The sequence below is a fragment of the Lapillicoccus jejuensis genome, assembly GCF_006715055.1.
GTDB classification, from domain to species: domain Bacteria; phylum Actinomycetota; class Actinomycetes; order Actinomycetales; family Dermatophilaceae; genus Lapillicoccus; species Lapillicoccus jejuensis.
This window is the reverse complement of record NZ_VFMN01000001.1, coordinates 3,375,675-3,393,059: the sequence shown is the minus strand read 5'-3', so window position 1 is coordinate 3,393,059 and position 17,385 is coordinate 3,375,675. Positions and strand designations below refer to the sequence as shown.

The 17,385-nt window shown below is 74.1% G+C and carries 14 protein-coding genes and 1 riboswitch; of the genes, 10 read left to right on the top strand and 4 right to left on the bottom strand.

The features are described 5' to 3' along the window. The first annotated feature begins 9 nt into the window (after positions 1-9). From kdpF to FB458_RS15725, 6 genes are read left to right on the top strand one after another with little or no spacing between them, the layout of a single operon-like run. Positions 10-180: a K(+)-transporting ATPase subunit F gene (gene kdpF / locus FB458_RS22275; RefSeq protein WP_141849333.1), complete on the top strand. Its 171-nt coding sequence runs from the start codon at positions 10-12 to the stop codon at positions 178-180. Then, a complete protein-coding gene (gene kdpA, locus FB458_RS15745; RefSeq protein WP_211356064.1) occupies positions 180-1,835 on the top strand; it encodes a potassium-transporting ATPase subunit KdpA in 1,656 nt (551 codons plus the stop codon). The genes kdpF and kdpA overlap by 1 nt, the downstream gene beginning before the upstream one ends. Then, a complete protein-coding gene (kdpB, locus tag FB458_RS15740) occupies positions 1,832-3,859 on the top strand; it encodes a potassium-transporting ATPase subunit KdpB (protein ID WP_141849331.1) in 2,028 nt (675 codons plus the stop codon). The genes kdpA and kdpB overlap by 4 nt, the downstream gene beginning before the upstream one ends. Positions 3,860-3,899: 40 nt before the next feature. After that, the gene (gene kdpC / locus FB458_RS15735) at positions 3,900-4,475 is read left to right on the top strand and encodes a K(+)-transporting ATPase subunit C (protein ID WP_141849330.1); all 576 of its coding nucleotides are present in this window, start codon (positions 3,900-3,902) and stop codon (positions 4,473-4,475) included. Positions 4,476-4,520: 45 nt separating this feature from the next. After that, positions 4,521-7,067, top strand: coding sequence for an ATP-binding protein (locus tag FB458_RS15730; protein ID WP_141849329.1), 2,547 nt, complete (start codon positions 4,521-4,523; stop codon positions 7,065-7,067). Continuing rightward, positions 7,064-7,744, top strand: a complete 681-nt coding sequence (locus FB458_RS15725) for a response regulator (RefSeq protein WP_141849328.1) — start codon at positions 7,064-7,066, stop codon at positions 7,742-7,744. The genes FB458_RS15730 and FB458_RS15725 overlap by 4 nt, the downstream gene beginning before the upstream one ends. Positions 7,745-7,978: 234 nt before the next feature. Here the strand turns inward: FB458_RS15725 and FB458_RS15720 are convergent, their stop codons facing one another. Together FB458_RS15720 and FB458_RS15715 are read right to left on the bottom strand one after the other, a co-directional pair. Continuing rightward, the gene (locus FB458_RS15720; RefSeq protein ID WP_141849327.1) at positions 7,979-8,311 is read right to left on the bottom strand and encodes a TfoX/Sxy family protein; all 333 of its coding nucleotides are present in this window, start codon (positions 8,309-8,311) and stop codon (positions 7,979-7,981) included. 25 nt (positions 8,312-8,336) lie between these two features. Then, the gene (locus tag FB458_RS15715) at positions 8,337-9,011 is read right to left on the bottom strand and encodes a LuxR C-terminal-related transcriptional regulator (RefSeq protein ID WP_342778065.1); all 675 of its coding nucleotides are present in this window, start codon (positions 9,009-9,011) and stop codon (positions 8,337-8,339) included. A 126-nt stretch (positions 9,012-9,137) separates the two neighbouring features. Here FB458_RS15715 and FB458_RS15710 point away from each other — a divergent pair, with 126 nt between their 5' ends. Next, entirely contained in the window at positions 9,138-9,416 is a 279-nt protein-coding gene (locus FB458_RS15710) for a GlsB/YeaQ/YmgE family stress response membrane protein (protein WP_141849326.1), read from the top strand. Positions 9,417-9,536: 120 nt separating this feature from the next. On the opposite strand, the gene FB458_RS15705 is transcribed toward FB458_RS15710, so the two are convergent. Continuing rightward, entirely contained in the window at positions 9,537-12,293 is a 2,757-nt protein-coding gene (locus tag FB458_RS15705; RefSeq protein ID WP_141849325.1) for a DNA translocase FtsK, read from the bottom strand. A gap of 256 nt (positions 12,294-12,549) precedes the next feature. Between FB458_RS15705 and FB458_RS15700 the strand changes: the two genes are divergently transcribed. The 3 genes from FB458_RS15700 to FB458_RS15690 all read left to right on the top strand — a co-directional run bounded on the left by FB458_RS15700 (position 12,550) and on the right by FB458_RS15690 (position 16,408). Next, on the top strand, positions 12,550-14,085 hold the full coding sequence (locus FB458_RS15700; RefSeq protein WP_141849324.1) for a M36 family metallopeptidase: 1,536 nt from the start codon (positions 12,550-12,552) through the stop codon (positions 14,083-14,085). A 118-nt stretch (positions 14,086-14,203) separates the two neighbouring features. Beyond that, a riboswitch (SAM riboswitch) is annotated at positions 14,204-14,315 on the top strand. Positions 14,316-14,351: 36 nt separating this feature from the next. Continuing rightward, a complete protein-coding gene (locus tag FB458_RS15695; RefSeq protein ID WP_141849323.1) occupies positions 14,352-15,722 on the top strand; it encodes an aminotransferase class V-fold PLP-dependent enzyme in 1,371 nt (456 codons plus the stop codon). A 155-nt stretch (positions 15,723-15,877) separates the two neighbouring features. After that, the gene (locus FB458_RS15690; RefSeq protein ID WP_141849322.1) at positions 15,878-16,408 is read left to right on the top strand and encodes a hypothetical protein; all 531 of its coding nucleotides are present in this window, start codon (positions 15,878-15,880) and stop codon (positions 16,406-16,408) included. 32 nt (positions 16,409-16,440) lie between these two features. Here the strand turns inward: FB458_RS15690 and FB458_RS15685 are convergent, their stop codons facing one another. Further along, positions 16,441-17,379 (bottom strand): endonuclease/exonuclease/phosphatase family protein, encoded by a 939-nt coding sequence (locus tag FB458_RS15685; RefSeq protein WP_141849321.1) that lies wholly within the window; start codon positions 17,377-17,379, stop codon positions 16,441-16,443. Positions 17,380-17,385: the final 6 nt, after the last annotated feature.

The following is a 17,385-nucleotide window of genomic DNA, read 5'->3' as shown; positions in this document are numbered from 1 at the left end:
CCCTCGAAGATGGCCGTCAAGACGGCGTCAAGACCCGTCAACCGCCCGTCAACCGGACAGGTCGGCGCTCTCACCCTTCCGAGACTCGATGACGTGATCGAGAACATCGTCGCCGGGGTCCTCGCCCTGGCCCTCATCGGCTACCTCGTGTACGCCCTGCTCCGTCCGGACCGTTTCTGATGGGCGGCGTGAACGAGACCGCCTCCGGTCTGCTGACCATCGGCGTGCTGCTCCTCGCGCTGGCCCTCACGCACGTGCCGCTCGGGAACTACCTCGCGGCGACGTACACCAAGGAGAAGCACTGGCGCGTCGAGCGCCTGCTCTACCGGGTCGGCGGGGTCGCCCCCGACACCGAGCAGCACTGGAAGGGGTACGCCGCCTCCGTCCTCGCCTTCTCCGTGCTGTCGATCGTGCTGCTGTTCCTCATCATCGTCGGCCAGGGGGTCCTGCCCCTGCACCACGGCGAGTCGATGCACCTCGACACCGCGCTGAACACGGCGATCTCCTTCGTCACCAACACGAACTGGCAGAGCTACGCCGGTGAGGCCGGCACCTCGCAGCTGGTCCAGGCCCTCGGCCTGACCGTGCAGAACTTCGTCTCCGCCGCGGTCGGCATCGCCGTCGTCGTGGCCCTGGTCCGGGGCCTGGCGCGCAGCGAGTCGACCCGGGTCGGCAACTTCTGGGTCGACCTCGTGCGCACCGTCACCCGCGTGCTGCTGCCGATCGCCACCGTCGGCGCGGTCCTGCTCGTCGTCGGCGGGGTCGTGCAGAACCTCGCCTCCCCCACCGAGGTCACCGGCGTGACCGGCGCGAAGCAGACGATCCTGGGTGGCCTGGTCGCGTCCCAGGAAGCGATCAAGGAGCTCGGCACCAACGGCGGCGGCTTCTTCAACGCGAACTCGGCGCACCCGTTCGAGAACCCGAACGCCGCGACCAACCTGCTCGAGATCTTCCTCATCCTCGTCATCCCCTTCGCCCTGTGTCGCATGTACGGCGTCCTCGTCGGCGACCGCCGCCAGGGCTGGGCCGTGCTGTCCTTCATGGGGATCCTCTGGGCCGGGAGCGTCGCGCTCGTCACCTGGTCCGAGGTCCACGCGGCCGGTGGGATCGCCGGCGGGATGGAGGGCAAGGAGACCCGCTTCGGCCTCTGGGCCTCGGCGCTCTTCGGCGCCTCGACGACCGCCACCTCGACCGGCGCGGTCAACTCGATGCACGACAGCTACTCGGCCGCCGGTGGCGGTGTCGTCCTGCTCAACATGATGCTCGGCGAGATCTCCCCCGGTGGCACCGGCTCCGGCCTGTACGGCGCCCTCGTCGTCGCCGTCATCACGGTCTTCATCGCCGGGCTCATGGTCGGTCGCACGCCGGAGTTCCTCGGCAAGACGATCGGCCAGAAGGAGGTGACCTTCGCCGCGCTCTACATCCTCGTCACGCCGGCCCTCGCCCTCGTGCTGTCGGCCATCGCCATCGCGCTGCCGGTGAGCAGGGCGGCGCTGCTCAACTCCGGGCCGCACGGCCTGAGCGAGATGGTCTACGCCTTCACGTCGGCGGCCAACAACAACGGCAGCGCGTTCGCCGGTCTCAGCGCCGACCAGCCGTACCTCAACCTCACGCTGGCCCTGGCCATGCTGCTCGGTCGCTTCGTGCCGATGGTCCTCGTGCTCGCCCTCGCCGGCAGCCTCGCCGCCCAGCGCAAGCGCCCCGTCACCGCCGGGACCATGCCCACCCACACGCCCCTGTTCGTCACCCTGCTGATCGGTGTCGCGCTGATCGTCACGGGGCTGACGTACTTCCCGACCCTGGCCCTCGGGCCGATCGCCGAGGCCCTGTCATGAACGTCGCCGCCCTCACCGCCAGCCTCCCGCAGGCCGTCGCCAAGCTCGACCCCCGTCACGTCGTCAAGTCGCCCGTCATCTTCGTGGTGTGGGTCGGCTCCGTCCTCACGACGGTGCTCGCCGTCGTCCGCCCGAGCGGCTTCGCCATCGGCATCGCCGCGTGGCTGTGGGTCACCGTCGTCTTCGCCAACATGGCCGAGGCCGTGGCCGAGGGCCGCGGCAAGGCCCAGGCCGCCACGCTGCGCGCCGCCCGCACCGAGACCGTCGCCCGGCGCCTCACCCGCGCGGGCGGCAGCGAGCGCGTCGACGACGTGCCCGGCGCCGACCTGACCATCGGCGACCTCGTCGTCGTCGAGGCCGGTCAGGTCATCCCCGGCGACGGGGACGTCGTCGAGGGCGTGGCCACCGTCGACGAGTCGGCCATCACCGGCGAGTCCGCCCCGGTCATCCGCGAGTCCGGCGGCGACCGCAGCGCCGTCACCGGCGGCACGACCGTCCTGTCCGACCGGATCGTCGTGAAGATCACGACCAAGCCCGGCGAGACCTTCATCGACCGGATGATCGCGCTCGTCGAGGGCGCCGCCCGGCAGAAGACGCCGAACGAGATCGCCCTCAACATCCTGCTCGCCAGCCTGACCATCGTCTTCCTGCTCGTCTGCCTGGCGCTGCAGCCGATGGCGTCGTACTCCGGCGGGGCGCAGCAGGTCGTCGTCCTCGTCGCGCTGCTCGTCTGCCTCATCCCCACGACCATCGGGGCGCTGCTGTCGGCGATCGGCATCGCCGGCATGGACCGGCTCGTGCAGCGCAACGTCCTCGCGATGTCCGGCCGCGCCGTCGAGGCCGCCGGTGACGTCTCGACGCTGCTGCTCGACAAGACCGGCACCATCACCCTCGGCAACCGGCGCGCGACCGACCTCGTCGCCGTCTCCGGGGCGGACCAGGGCGACCTCGCGTCGGCCGCCTACCTCTCCAGCCTGGCCGACGAGACGCCCGAGGGGCGCTCGGTCGTCGAGCTCGCCGAGACGTCGTACGGCGTCGCGCACCAGGACGTCGCGGGGCTGCAGCGGGCCGGCGCCACCGTCGTCGAGTTCACCGCCCAGACCCGCATGTCGGGCGTCGACCTCCCCGACGGGACGAGCGTCCGCAAGGGCGCCGCGGCGCAGGTCGCGGCCTGGGTCGTCGAGCACGGCGGCTCCGAGCCGGCCGACCTCACGACCTCGGTGGAGGCGATCTCCCGCTCCGGCGGCACCCCGCTCGTCGTGGCCCGCGTCCGCGCCGGCGGCGCCGCCCAGGTGCTCGGCGTCATCCACCTCAAGGACGTCGTCAAGCCCGGCATGACCGAGCGCTTCGACCAGCTGCGGGCCATGGGCATCCGCACGGTGATGATCACCGGCGACAACCCGCTCACCGCGGCGGCCATCGCGAAGGAGGCCGGCGTCGACGACTTCCTCGCCGAGGCCACCCCCGAGGACAAGATGGCGCTCATCAAGAAGGAGCAGCAGGGTGGCCGGCTCGTCGCGATGACCGGTGACGGCACCAACGACGCCCCCGCCCTCGCGCAGGCCGACGTCGGCGTCGCGATGAACACCGGCACGTCGGCCGCCAAGGAGGCCGGCAACATGGTCGACCTCGACTCCGACCCGACCAAGCTCATCGAGATCGTCGAGATCGGCAAGCAGCTGCTCATCACCCGCGGGGCGCTGACGACCTTCTCGATCGCCAACGACGTGGCGAAGTACTTCGCCATCATCCCGGCGATGTTCGTCGGGCTGTTCCCCGGCCTGCAGACGCTCAACGTCATGCGGCTGGCCACCCCGTCGTCGGCCATCCTCTCGGCGGTCGTCTTCAACGCGCTCGTCATCGTCGCGCTCATCCCGCTGGCCCTCAAGGGTGTGAAGTACCGGCCGTCGTCCGCGGCGAGCCTGCTGCGCCGCAACCTGCTGGTCTACGGGGTCGGCGGCGTCATCACGCCGTTCATCGGCATCAAGCTCATCGACCTCGTCGTCTCCCACCTGCCGCTGTGAGCAACCACCCCTCGGCACAGACTTCCCAGGAAGGTTCGTCGTGATCCTCTTCACCCGTCAGCTGGGCGCCGGGCTGCGCGTGCTCCTCGCGCTCACCGTCCTCACCGGCGTCCTCTACCCCCTCGTCGTCCTCGGCGTCGGCCAGGGCGTCGCCCACGACCGCGCCAACGGCTCGCTGCTCACCCGCGACGGCACCGTCGTCGCCTCGAGCAGCCTCGGCCAGGCGGTCCCCGAGGCCGACGCGGCGAAGTGGTTCCAGCCGCGCCCGTCCGCCTCGGACTACGCGGGCGACTCCTCCGGGGGCACCAACCTCGGCCCGTCCAGCCTCGACCTGGCCAAGGCCGTGGCCGAGCGCGAGGCCGCCCTGAAGCAGGCCGGGGCCACCGGCACGCTGCCCCCCGACGCCCTGACGTCCTCGGGCAGCGGGCTCGACCCCGACATCTCCCCCGCGTACGCCGCCCTCCAGGTCCAGCGCGTCGCCCAGGCCCGCGGCCTGAGCGTCTCCGCCGTCCAGCAGCTGGTCCAGGAGCACACGAGGGGCCGGATCCTCGGCTTCCTCGGCGAGCCGCGCGTCAACACCACCGAGCTCAACCTGGCTCTCAGCCGGCTCTCCTGAGCCGGCAGTCAGAGTCCGGGGCCGGCGGCTGGGAGGATGAGGGGCATGGGACGCGGTCTGCTGCGCATCTACCTCGGGGCGGCCCCCGGGGTCGGCAAGACCGTCGCCATGCTCTCCGAGGCCCACCGCCGGCTCGAGCGCGGCGCCGACGTCGTCGTCGGCATCGTGGAGACCCACGGCCGCGACTACACGGCCCAGCAGCTCGAGGGGCTCGAGGTCGTGCCGCTGCGCACCCTCGAGCACCGCGGGGCGAGCCTCGCCGAGCTCGACCTCGACGCGGTGCTCGCCCGCCGGCCCGAGGTCGTGCTCGTCGACGAGCTCGCCCACACCAACGTCCCCGGCTCGCGGCACGAGAAGCGCTGGGAGGACGTCGAGGAGCTGCTCGCGGCCGGCATCGAGGTCATCTCGACGGTCAACATCCAGCACCTGGAGAGCCTCGGCGACGCCGTCGAGGCGATCACCGGGGTCCGCCAGCGCGAGACCGTGCCGGACGACGTCGTCCGCTCCGCGGACCAGCTCGAGCTGGTCGACATGTCGCCGGAGTCGCTGCGTCGGCGGATGGCGCACGGCAACATCTACCGCGCCGAGAAGATCGACGCGGCCCTGGCCCACTACTTCCGCCCCGGCAACCTCTCCGCGCTGCGCGAGCTCGCCCTGCTGTGGCTGGCCGACCGGGTCGACGAGACCCTCGAGCGCTACCGCGCGACGCACGGCATCTCCTCGACCTGGCCGACCCGCGAGCGGGTCGTCGTCGCCCTCACCGGCGGCCCCGAGGGCGAGGCGCTGCTGCGTCGGGCCGCCCGGATCGCCTCCCGCGGCGCCGGCGGCGAGCTCGTCGCCTGCCACGTCGTCCAGTCCGACGGCCTCGTCGAGACCGTCGGCGCCGTCGCCGACCAGCGCAAGCTCGTCCGCGAGCTCGGCGGCACCTTCCACACCGTCGCCGGCGACGACGTGGGCGAGGCCATCCTCGACTTCGCCCGCGGTGTCAACGCGAGCCAGATCGTCATCGGCACCTCCCGGCACCGCGGCTGGCGCAGCCTCTTCGCCCGCGGCATCGCCGACGCCGTCGCCGACGGCTCCGGCGACATCGACGTCCACCTGGTCAGCCGCGACGACCCCCGCCAGCCCGTACGACGCCCCCGCCGCCGCTCGCTCAGCGCCCGGCGCCGCCTGGGCGGCTGGGCGCTGGCCGCCGCGGGCAACCTCGGGCTGACCCTCCTCCTCGCGCCCGGGCGGACGACGCCGGCGCTGCCGCTGGAGATGCTCGTCTACCTCTGCCTCACCGTCGCCTGCGCGCTCGTCGGCGGCGTCTGGCCCGCGGTGGCCTGCGCGGTCGCGTCGTCGCTGGTCATCAACTGGTTCTTCACCGAGCCGGTCGGGACGCTGACCATCTCCAGCCCGCAGAACGCCGCCGCGCTGCTGCTCTTCGTCGTCGTCGCGGCGGCGGTCGCCTCGGTCGTCCACCTGGCCGCCCGGCGCAGCCGGCAGGCCGGGGAGGCGCAGCAGGAGTCGCGGACGCTGGCCACGCTGGCCCAGGTCCTCGTCGGGACGAGCGACCCGCTCGCCACGCTGCTCGACCAGGCCCGCGAGACCTTCGCGATGAGCGGGGCGGCGCTCGTGCGCCGCGAGTCGGTCCGCGACCCGTGGACCCTCGTGCGCGGGGTCGGTGACGTCGACGCGACCGACGTCGAGCGGGCCGCCGTACGGGCTCCGGTCGACGAGCACACCGAGCTCGTGCTCGTGGGGTCCGTCCTGCCCGCCGAGCAGCGCGGGCTGGTCGGGGCCTTCGCGACCCAGGCCGCCAGCGTGCTGGCCCGCAGCGAGCTCGAGGCGGAGGCGGCGCAGGCCAAGGGCCTGGCCCGGGACAACCGCGCCCGGACCGCCCTGCTGGCCGCCGTCTCGCACGACCTGCGCACGCCGCTGGCCGGCATCAAGGCGGCGGTGTCGAGCCTGCGCCAGCCCGACGTCACCTTCAGCGAGGAGGACGAGCAGGAGCTGCTCGAGACCGTGGAGGAGTCCGCCGACCAGTTGGCGGCGCTCATCGCCAACCTGCTCGACATGTCGCGCATCCAGACCGGCGCGATCACCGCGCACGCCGAACCCGTCGCGGTCGCCGAGGCGGTGCGCGCCGCGTCCGCCGTCCTGCCCGACCCCGACCGCGTCCGCGTGCAGGTCGACGAGGGGTGCGACTGGGTCGTCGCCGACGCCGGGCTGCTCGACCGCGTCCTCGGCAACGTCCTCGAGAACGCCGTGCGCCACTTCCCCGGGCGGCGCGAGGTGCTCGTCCAGGTCGGCCGGCTCCAGGACCGGGTCCAGCTGCGCGTCGTCGACCGCGGACCGGGGGTCGCCGAGGACGCCAAGGAGCGGATCTTCGCCCCGTTCCAGCGGGTCGGCGACGCCCCGCGCGGCGACGGCGTCGGCCTCGGGCTCGCCGTCTCGCGCGGCCTCGCCGAGCTGATGGACGGGCGGGTGTGGGCCGAGGACACCCCCGGGGGCGGGCTCACCGTCGTGCTCGAGCTGGCCGCGGCACCCCGTACGGCGGTGGTGGGGTCGGACGCCGGCGCGGGTGACCTGACAGGATCGCCGGCATGACGCTCGTGCTCGTGGTCGACGACGAGCCGCTCATCCGCCGGACGCTGTCGATCAACCTGCGGGCCCGCGACTACGAGGTCGAGGCGGTCGGCGACGGGCGCACCGCGCTCGAGGTCGTCGCCGAGCGCTCCCCCGACGTCGTCGTCCTCGACCTCGGGCTCCCCGACCTCGACGGCGTCGACGTGCTGCGCCGCGTCCGGCAGACCTCGCGGGTGCCGGTCGTCGTGCTGTCGGCGCGGCACGACTCGGACGACAAGGTCGAGGCGCTCGACGCGGGCGCCGACGACTACGTGACCAAGCCGTTCGGGATGGACGAGTTCCTCGCCCGGGTGCGGGCGGCGATCCGGCGCGGCGGGGCCGACGAGCACGCCGCGTTCGTCCTGGCCGGCGACGACTTCGTCCTCGACTTCGGGGAGCGCCGGGCCACCGGCCCGGGCGGCGAGGAGGTGCGGCTGACCCCCACCGAGTGGCGGCTGCTCGAGCCGCTCGCCCGCCGACCCGGCCACCTCGTCACGCACGAGGAGCTGCTGAGGTCCGCGTGGGGGCCGGCGTACGGCCGCGAGCTGAACTACCTGCGGGTCTACGCCAACCAGCTGCGCCGCAAGCTCGAGCCCGACCCCGCCGCTCCCGTCCACCTGCTCACCGAGCCCGGGATCGGTTACCGCCTGCACCCCTGAGCGACGGTGCCCACGCGCACGCCGACAACATCTGCACGCTCTGTGCGGCCGGATGTGCTGAACGCCATCAATTGATGGATGTCGGCGGGCCGCCCCGCACACGCGCTGCTGAACGCCATCAATTGATGGATGTCAGCGGACCGCCCCGCACACGCGCTGCTGAACGCCATCAATTGATGGATGTCAGCGGACCGCCCCGCACACGCGCTGCTGAACGCCATCAATTGATGGATGTCAGCGCTTGGCCGGCAGACCGGCGACGTACGCGAGCCCGACGTCGACCCAGTGCCGCAGCGCGTCGTCGTCCTCGACGGCCTCGGCGGCGACGTGCAGCCACCCGGTCATCGGCCGGCCGCGCATGACCATCGGCGCGACGCCGTCGGTCGCACCGTGCTCCGGCAGGTCGACCGGGTCGCAGCGCACGAGCAGCCCGCCGCCACCGCCGGCGGCGACGGCCATGTGCCCGCCGACGAGGAAGGCCAGTCCGCCGAACATCGCCCTCTCGTCGTGCGGGCTCCCGCCGAGGCAGGCGCGCACCCGGTCCGCCAGCAGGGCGTCGTACGTCATCCGGGCAGTATGCCGTCGCGGCGGCTCACGGCCCGCCGCGCCAGTGGTCGATCCGGTGGTGGTCGGGGGTGAAGCCGTGCGCGACCCCCCACAGCACCGCCTGCGTCCGGCTCTCGACCCCGATCTTGCGGTAGAGCGAGCGGATGTAGCTCTTCACCGTGTTGGGGCTGAGGTAGGTCAGCGCGGCGACCTCGGCGTTGCTCTTGCCCTGCGTGATGAGCGCGAGGATCTCGGCCTCGCGGTCGGTGATCCCCTCGTGCCGACCGGGCCAGTCGAGCCCGGTGACGCTGCCCGCGCGCCGCGGCGGGTCGCTGACGACGACCTGCCCGGCGTGGACCGCCTCGAGCGCAGCGACGAACTCCGCCGCCGGCAGGGCCTTCGAGAGGTAGCCGTCCGCCCCCTGCTCACGGGCGCTGGCGACGAGGTCGGGGTGGAAGTTCCAGGTGTAGACGACGACCTTGCGGGCGGCCGGGTTGCGCACGAGGACCCCGATCTCCTCGTGGTCCGACTCCGGCTGCGCGAACGAGTCGTAGAGCACGACGTCGACGGTGTCGTGCAGCGGCTGGTTCGTGTCGATCTCGGCGATGACCACCCGGTCGCGGTACTGGTCGAGGATCCGCGCGACCCCCATGAGGACGACGTCGTAGTCGTCGACGAGCGCGATGGTGAGCGGCCCGTCCGCGCGGCGGGAGGAGGTCACCTCCGCAGGCTAACCACCCCCAGGGGTGTGCCGCACCCTCCCTGGGGGTGGTTGCCTCGTGGAGCCGGCCGGGCCACGAGACACAGGGGCCGCCCGGCCGGCACCCATCAACAGGAAGGGCACACCATGCTCGGACTCATCATCACCATCGTCGTCGTCGGCCTCGTCGCCGGCGCTGTCGCCCGGCTGCTCGTCCCCGGCAAGCAGGACCTCTCGATCGGCATGACCATCGTCATCGGGATCGTCGGCTCGTTCGTCGGCGGCTTCCTCGGCTACCTGCTGTTCCACAAGGACGCGGCGGACGGGTTCCTCCAGCCGTCGGGCATCATCGGCTCGATCATCGGCGCCGTCATCGTCCTGCTCGTGTGGACCCGCGTCGGGGGACGGCGCTCGGTCCGCTCCTGAGCCGTCCCACGGGGAGACGGTTCAGCGGCTCCGCGGACTCGCGTGACGCGGAACCACTGACGGGCCCGGGGTGCCGACACGGCACCCCGGGCCCGTCGGCGTCCCGCCCCGTGGCCCCCGTCAGTCGCGGCCGGTGAGCCCCCAGGCGTCCTCGTCCGCGTCGCCGTCGACCTGCTCGTAGGCGTCGAGGTCCGGCCCGAGGTCGGCCTTGGTCTCCCACCGGGCGGCGGGAGCGGGCGCCGGGGCCGGCGCGACGTCCGCCGCGACGTCGTACGGCGTCTCGTCGTCCGGCGGCTCCTCGCCGCGCAGCAGGGCCATCGTCGTGGCCAGGTCGTCGGGCTTGACGAGCACGTCGCGCGCCTTCGACCCCTCGGACGGGCCGACGATGCCGCGGGACTCGAGCAGGTCCATGAGCCGCCCGGCCTTGGCGAAGCCGACCCGCAGCTTGCGCTGGAGCATCGAGGTCGACCCGAACTGGGTCGTCACGACGAGCTCGGCCGCCTGGAGCAGCACCTCGAGGTCGTCGCCGATGTCGTCGTCGATCTCCTTCTTCGGCGCGACGACCGTGACGTCCTCGCGGTAGCTCGGCTTGAGCTGCTCGGTGACGCTCTTGACGACCGCGTTGACCTCGGACTCGGTCACCCACGCGCCCTGGACGCGCATCGGCTTGCTCGCCCCCATCGGCAGGAACAGCGCGTCACCCTGGCCGATGAGCTTCTCGGCGCCGGGCTGGTCGAGGACGACGCGGGAGTCGGCCAGCGACGACGTCGCGAAGGCCATCCGCGACGGCACGTTGGCCTTGATGAGGCCCGTGACGACGTCGACCGACGGTCGCTGGGTCGCGAGGACCAGGTGGATGCCGGCGGCGCGCGCGAGCTGGGTGATCCGGACGATCGACTCCTCGACGTCGCGCGGGGCGACCATCATGAGGTCGGCGAGCTCGTCGACGATGACGAGCAGGTACGGGTAGGGCTGGAGCACCCGCTCCGAGCCCGGCAGCGGCTTCGTCGTCCCGGCCTTGACGGCCTTGTTGAAGTCGTCGACGTGCTTGAAGCCGAACGCCGCGAGGTCGTCGTAGCGCTGGTCCATCTCGCGCACGACCCACTGCAGGGCCTCGGCGGCCTTCTTGGGGTTGGTGATGATCGGCGTGATGAGGTGCGGGATCCCCTCGTACGCCGTCAGCTCGACCCGCTTGGGGTCGACGAGGACCATGCGGACCTCGTCGGGCGTCGAGCGCATGAGCACCGACGTGATCATCGAGTTGACGAACGACGACTTGCCCGCGCCGGTCGCGCCGGCGACGAGCAGGTGCGGCATCTTGGCGAGGTTGGCGATGACGTAGCCGCCCTCGACGTCCTTGCCGACGCCCATGACCATCGGGTGGGTGTTGTTGCGCGCGGTCTGGCTGCGCAGCACGTCGCCGAGCGAGACCGTCTCGCGGTCGGTGTTGGGGATCTCGATGCCGATCGCGGACTTGCCGGGGATCGGGCTGAGGATGCGCACGTCGGCCGAGGCCACGGCGTACGCGATGTTCTTCGACAGCGCGGTGACGCGCTCGACCTTCGTGCCGTGGCCGAGCTCGACCTCGTAGCGGGTGACGGTGGGCCCGCGGGTGAAACCGGTGACGGCGGCGTCGATCTCGAACTGCTCGAACACCTGCGTCAGCGAGTCGACGACCCGGTCGTTGGCCGCGCTGCGCGTCTTGTGCGGCGCCCCCGGCGCCAGCAGCGCCTGGTCGGGCAGCGTGTAGGTGACGTCGCCGGAGAGCTGGAGCTGCTCGACCCGGGCCGGCAGCGTCGTCGTCGGCGGGGCGACGAGGTCCTCCTTCGGGCCGACCTCGGCGGCGACCGCGGCGACGACGGGGCTCGGCGCGGGCGCGGCCTTCGGTGCCGGGGCGCCCGCCACCGGCTGCGTGTCGTCCGGCGACGGCGCGAGCACCCCCGGCTTCGTCGGACGCTTCTGACCGGGTCGCAGCGAGCGGCCCTTGGCGGCGGCCACCTCGGCGGCCTGCTCGAACGCCTCGTCGCCGGCCATCGGCTCCCCGTCCGGGCCCGTACGGCGCCGCGAGCGCCGCTTCGGCGTGACCGGCTCGTCCTCGGGCACGAGCTCCGGCTCGCCGGGGTGGCCGATGAGGCGGTCGCGGACCTGCGCCAGTCGGTCGGGGATGGCCCGCACCGGGGTGCGGGTGACGACGAGCAGCCCGAAGAAGCCGAGCAGCACGAGGATGACGTCGGCGCCGTAGACCGAGACCGCGGTCGAGAGCGGGCTCGAGGCGAGGAAGCCGATGATGCCGCCGGCCGCGCGCATCGGGTCGGCGCCGTCGGGCGGCTCGGGCAGGCCGGCGGCGATGTGGGTCAGGCCGCAGGCGGCGAACGTCATCGCGCCGAGGCCGACGCCGATGCGGTTCGTCGCCGCCGAGTCCTCGGGCGCGCGCAGCAGCCGCAGCCCCAGACCGAGCAGGACGAGCGGGACGGCGTACCCCACCCGGCCGAAGGTGCCGGCGACCACCGCGTGCACGCCGTCGCCGACGACGCCGTGGATCCCCCACCACTCGCGGGCCGCGACGAGCACGGCGAGCGCGATGAGGAAGAAGCCGACGCCGTCGCGGCGGTGCTCCGGCTCGAGGTCGCGCGCGGACGCGCCGACCCGGCGGACCGCGCCGCCCGCGAGGTGGCTGACGCCCATCCACGTGCCCCGGACCGCGCGCAGGGGCAGCGGGAGCCCGCCGGAGCGGGCGGTGCTCGGGCGCGCCGCGGGCTTGCGGGCGGGCGTGCGCGCCCCGGACGCCCCGGACCGCGAGCTCACGGGGCGGGTCGAGGACGCGCCGGACCCGGAGCGAGAGGCCCGCGAGGGCGTGGTGGAGGGACGCGTGGCCATGGGGGAACGGTACCCGCCGGGCCCCATCCGACCCAGGCGCCACACAGGTGACATCCGGTGACATCGGGGTCGGCCGTCCGCCGCCGCCCCTCCCCCGGCTGGGCGGATTCGCCGCGCGCGGCCCCCGCGCGGCTCGTAGGGTCACGTCGGGACGTCCCAGCCGCCTCACCGCGGACGCCCAGCCCCGCCCCAGGACGGTGTCCCGTCCGGAGCCGCCACCCATCACCACCTGCCACCACCCCCGGGAGGACCCCCCGTGTCGCGCTCATCCCTCCGCCGCACCGTCGCCGGCGGCGCCACCCTCGCCGCCGGCGCCGCGCTGCTCGCCGGCGTCGCCGCCCCCACGGCGGGCGCCCAGCCCGCCGCCACGTCCGCGGCCGCCGCCGTCCCCGCCGGGCTCGTCCCCGTGCGCACCCTCACCTCGCTGCTCGGCACCCACGCCTGGTACGCGCAGACCTTCCACGGACTGCCGGTCGTCGACGGCTACTACGCCGTGCACACCCTCACCTCGGGCACGAGCGTGGCCGACGGCCGCCGGTCCGTGCCCGCGACCCTCGTCACGACGCCCGCCCTCACCGCGCAGACAGCGCTGGGACGGGCCGCCAGCGCCCGCACGGCCGCCGCGAGCGCCGCGGCGGGCAAGGCCGTCGCGGCCGGTCACCCGAAGAACGCCCCCCTCGCCCCGGCCGTGGCCGGTGACTCCCGGGCGACCCTCGCCGTCGTCGGCGGCCCCGACGCCGCCATCGTCTGGCAGGTCATCACCACCGGTGACGACGGCGAGTCGCGCACCCTCGTCGACGCCCGCACCGGCGCCGTCCGCGAGGTGCGCTCGCTGTCGAAGAACGCCGAGGGCCCGGCGGCGACCCCCGCCGGCACCGACGCCACCGGGACCGCCTCGGTCTTCGACCCCAACCCGGTCGTCGCCCTGCGCGACGAGTCGCTGACCGACGGCAAGGACGCGAACTCGGCCGTGCCGAATCGCGCCTACGTCACGGTCGCCCTCCCCCGTCTGCTGCCCGGCTCCACCACCCTCAGCGGCCGCTACGCCAAGGTGACCAAGGCCGCCGGCGGCCTGGCGAAGAGCGCCGGGCACGACTTCACCTACCGCCGGGCCGACGACCGCTTCGAGCAGGCCAACGCCTACTACGGCATCGACAAGGCCCAGGCCTACATCCGGTCGCTCGGCTTCACCGACGTCAACAACGAGCCGCAGCGGCTGCACGTCGACACCTACAAGGGCGACAACTCGTTCTACTCGCCCACCCAGGACACGATCACCTACGGCACCGGCGGCGTCGACGACGCCGAGGACCTCGAGGTCGTGTGGCACGAGTACGGCCACGCCATCCAGGACGCGCAGGTGCCCGGGTACGGCTCCAGCGAGGAGGCCGGCGCGACCGGCGAGGGCTTCGGCGACTACTGGGCCGTGAGCATGGCCCAGCCGACGAGCCGCGGCTTCGACGACCCGTGCGTCATGGACTGGGACTCGACGAGCTACACGACCACCGTCCCGCACTGCCTGCGCCGCACCGACACCGGCAAGACCGTCGCCGACATGACCGGTGAGGTCCACGACGACGGCGAGATCTGGTCCAACGCCCTGTGGGACGTCCACCAGGCCCTCGGCCGCGACGAGGCCAACCGGATCGTCCTCGAGGCCCAGTTCTCCTACACCCCGGACACCTCGTTCGCGGCGGCGGCGCGGGTCACGGTCGCGACCGCCCGGAGCCTGTACGGCGACCCGGCCGCCCGGACCGTGCGGCAGGCCTTCGCGGCCCGCGGCATCCTCTGAGCGCAGCGGCCCCGGTCGTCGGTCGGACGACCGGAGGTCGTCCGTTCCGTCCCACATCGCGAGAGCGGCGTCCCCGTCCCTGGACGGGACGCCGCTCTCGTCGCTACCGTCGGGGACAGGTCATGAGCGCCAGCGACAAGCCCCGGCTCGCTGGCCAGCAACCCTCCTCCGCGGTGGGGTGCTCCGGGTGACGACCAGGCCCTGCCGTCCGGCACGGGCAAGCGCGGACCCGCGACCGGTGGGTCCCTGACCTCCCAGGAGCCCCCGTGACCGCCGTCGCGTCCCGCCCGACCACCCGTCCCGCCGCCCAGCCGGACGGCGGGCCGCGCACGCTGCCCGCGGTCGTCGGCGCCGACCTCGTCGTCCCGACCCTGCGCGGCCCGCGGACCTACGCCCCGCTCGACCACGCCGCCTCGACCCCCGCGCTCGTGGCCGTGCAGGACGCCGTCGACGTCGCGCTGCGCACCTACTCCTCGGTCCACCGCGGCAACGGCTGGGCCAGCCGCGTGACGAGCGAGTGGTACGAGCAGGCCCGCGAGGAGATCGGCCGCTTCGTCGGCGCCCGCGACGACGACACCGTCGTCGTCACCCGCAACACGACCGACTCGCTCAACCTGCTCGCCCACTGCCTCCCCGTCGGCACCACGGTCGTCGTCTTCGAGACCGAGCACCACGCCGCGCTGCTGCCGTGGGAGGACCGCCCGGGCGTCACCGTCTCCCGGCTCGCGGTGCCGCGCACCGTCGACGGCGCGCTCGACGCGCTCGACCGCGCGCTGGCCGCCGTGAGCACGCCGTACGCCCTCGTCGTCGTCGCCGGCGCCTCGAACGTCACCGGGGAGGTGTGGCCGCTCGAGCGGGTCGTCGACACCGCCCGCGCCCACGGCGCCCGGGTCGCGCTCGACGCCGCCCAGCTCGCCCCGCACCGCCGCGTCGACCTCGCCGCGACCGGCGTGGACTGGGTCGCCCTCTCGGGCCACAAGCTCTACGCGCCGTACGGCGCCGGCGCCCTCGTCGGCCGCGCGGACTGGCTCGACGAGGCGACGCCGTACCTGCGCGGGGGCGGCGCGACCGCCCGCGTCACCCCGCTGGCCACGACGTGGGCCCGTGGCGCCGCCCGCCACGAGGCCGGCAGCCCGAACGTCATCGGCGCCGTCGCCCTCGCCGCGGCCTGCGCGACGGTCGAGCGCCACCGCGACGCGGTCGAGTCGCACGAGCAGGACCTGCTGGACCGGCTGCGCGACGGCCTCGGCGCGGTCCCGGGCGTCGACACCTGGACGATCTTCGGCGACGACCCGCAGGTCGACCGGGTCGGCGTCGTCGCCTTCACCGTCGACCGGCTCGACTCGGCCCTCGTCTCCGCGGTGCTCTCGGCCGAGCACGGCATCGGCGTGCGCGACGGGCGGTTCTGCGCCCACGTCCTCGTCGACGACCTGCTCACCGATCCATGGGGTGACGTGCCGGGCACGGCCGTCCGCGCCAGCGTCGGCCTCGCGGCGACGGTCGAGCACGTCGAGCGGCTCGTCGCCGCGGTCGCCGAGCTCGCCGCCCACGGCCCGCAGCGGCGCTGGGTCCGCGGCGAGCAGGGCTGGGTGGCCGAGGGCGACCACCGCGAGACCACCCTGCCCCGCCCCTGGTGATCCCGGCACAGGCCGGGCACAGCCGCTCAGAGGACGACCTGACCCGGGCTTGACGCTCCTCGAACGTGGGCGCTGCACGATGCTCCTCGTCACCGGTCCACCGGTGACCCCGGCGCCCACCGCGTCGGGACCGTCCCAGCAGGAGGACAACCATCATGTGGACCACCCGGACCCGTGCCCTCGTCATCGGCGGCACCGCCGTCGTGCTCGTCGGCGGCGCCACCGCCGGCACCATCGCGGTCGCGAACGCGTCCGACTCCTCGTCGACCACCCCGTCGGCGACCGCGAGCGCGACCCCTGGCGCGTCGTCCTCGACGGGGACGACCGCGACGAAGGGCGACAAGGCCAAGCACCGCAAGCCCCGCGCCGAGGAGCTGGCGCGGCTCAAGGACGTCCTGCACGCCGAGTGGACGACGAAGGACAAGGCCGGGAAGGTCGTCACCCACGACGCCATCCGCGGCACCGTCACCGCCGTCTCGGGCTCCTCGATCACGGTCAAGGCCGCCGACGGGGTCAACGAGACCTACGCGCTCGGCGGGTCGACCAAGGTCACCCTCGGCCAGGGCAAGGGCGTCAAGGCCAAGAGCGGCTCCGTCGGGGACCTCAAGACCGGCGCGAACGTCGTCGTGCTCGGCACGGGCACCTCGAGCCTCACCGCCGACCGGGTCCTCGTCCCGGCCGCCTGACGGCGGCGCGCGGGCTGCTCGCCGGGGGACGGTCAGCGGACCGTCCCCCACGCGGCGGCGTGGTCGGTCCCGTCGAGGTGCACCGTGCCCGCGGCCACGGTCGAGAACCCGCGCACGAGGACGTGGTCGATCCGCGCGAAGGGCGGGACGTCCGCGTCCTGCGGCCACGTCGGCGCCCAGCCCTCCCCCGCGTCGCGGGCGACGTCGGACATCCCGTCGGCGACCCGGCGGAAGAGCGGGTGGTCGTCGGTGGCGTTGAAGTCGCCGGCGAGCACGAGCGGCTCGTCCGTCGGCCGGGCCCGGCGCAGCTCGGCCAGCCGGGTGAGGCTCGTGCGCCACTGCGGCTCCCAGGCGGTGGGCGGCAGCGGGTGGACGGCCTGGAGCACGAACGGCGCCCCCGGCCGCTGGACCCGCACGAGCGGTTGGCGGAAGGCGGAGGGCGTGCCGGCGGGCCCGTCGCCGTCGGCGAGCGCGGTGAGCGGCCAGCGGCTGCGCACGAGCGAGCCCTCGGCCCCCGGTTCCGCGCTGCCGGCCGTTGCCGGCAGGAGCCCGTCGAGCCCGGCGGCGGAGAGGCGCCGTACGGCGTCGGGGGTGACCTCGAGCAGGACGAGCACGGCGACGTCGTGGGCCTGGACCGCGGCCACGACCTGCGTGGCGTCGGCCTGCCCGAACTCGAGGTTGGCCGACATCACGGTCAGCGCGCCGGGGCCGGGGGGCACCGTCCGGCGCAGGTACGGCGCCCCGAGCAGCGCCAGCGCGACCACGCTCGGCACCAGCCCGGCGACCGCGAGGCGACGGTGCCGCCACGTCGCGGCGAGGGTCGCCACGACGACGAGGACGCACCACAGCGGCACGAGCGACTGGACCACCGCCAGCAGGCGGGAGGGCAGGTCGACGTACCGGCTGAGGACCCCCGCCGTGCCGCCGAGGAGCAGCAGCGCGAGCAGCCACCCGGCGACGCGGCGGAGCACCCGCGG

Coding starts and splice junctions, on each gene's coding strand:
- kdpF (WP_141849333.1), top strand. CDS start 10: ATGGCCGTCAAGACGGCGTCAAGACCCGTCAACCGCCCGTCAACCGGA.
- kdpA (WP_211356064.1), top strand. CDS start 180: ATGGGCGGCGTGAACGAGACCGCCTCCGGTCTGCTGACCATCGGCGTG.
- kdpB (WP_141849331.1), top strand. CDS start 1,832: ATGAACGTCGCCGCCCTCACCGCCAGCCTCCCGCAGGCCGTCGCCAAG.
- FB458_RS15730 (WP_141849329.1), top strand. CDS start 4,521: ATGGGACGCGGTCTGCTGCGCATCTACCTCGGGGCGGCCCCCGGGGTC.
- FB458_RS15725 (WP_141849328.1), top strand. CDS start 7,064: ATGACGCTCGTGCTCGTGGTCGACGACGAGCCGCTCATCCGCCGGACG.
- FB458_RS15720 (WP_141849327.1), bottom strand. CDS start 8,311: ATGACGTACGACGCCCTGCTGGCGGACCGGGTGCGCGCCTGCCTCGGC.
- FB458_RS15710 (WP_141849326.1), top strand. CDS start 9,138: ATGCTCGGACTCATCATCACCATCGTCGTCGTCGGCCTCGTCGCCGGC.
- FB458_RS15705 (WP_141849325.1), bottom strand. CDS start 12,293: ATGGCCACGCGTCCCTCCACCACGCCCTCGCGGGCCTCTCGCTCCGGG.
- FB458_RS15690 (WP_141849322.1), top strand. CDS start 15,878: ATGTGGACCACCCGGACCCGTGCCCTCGTCATCGGCGGCACCGCCGTC.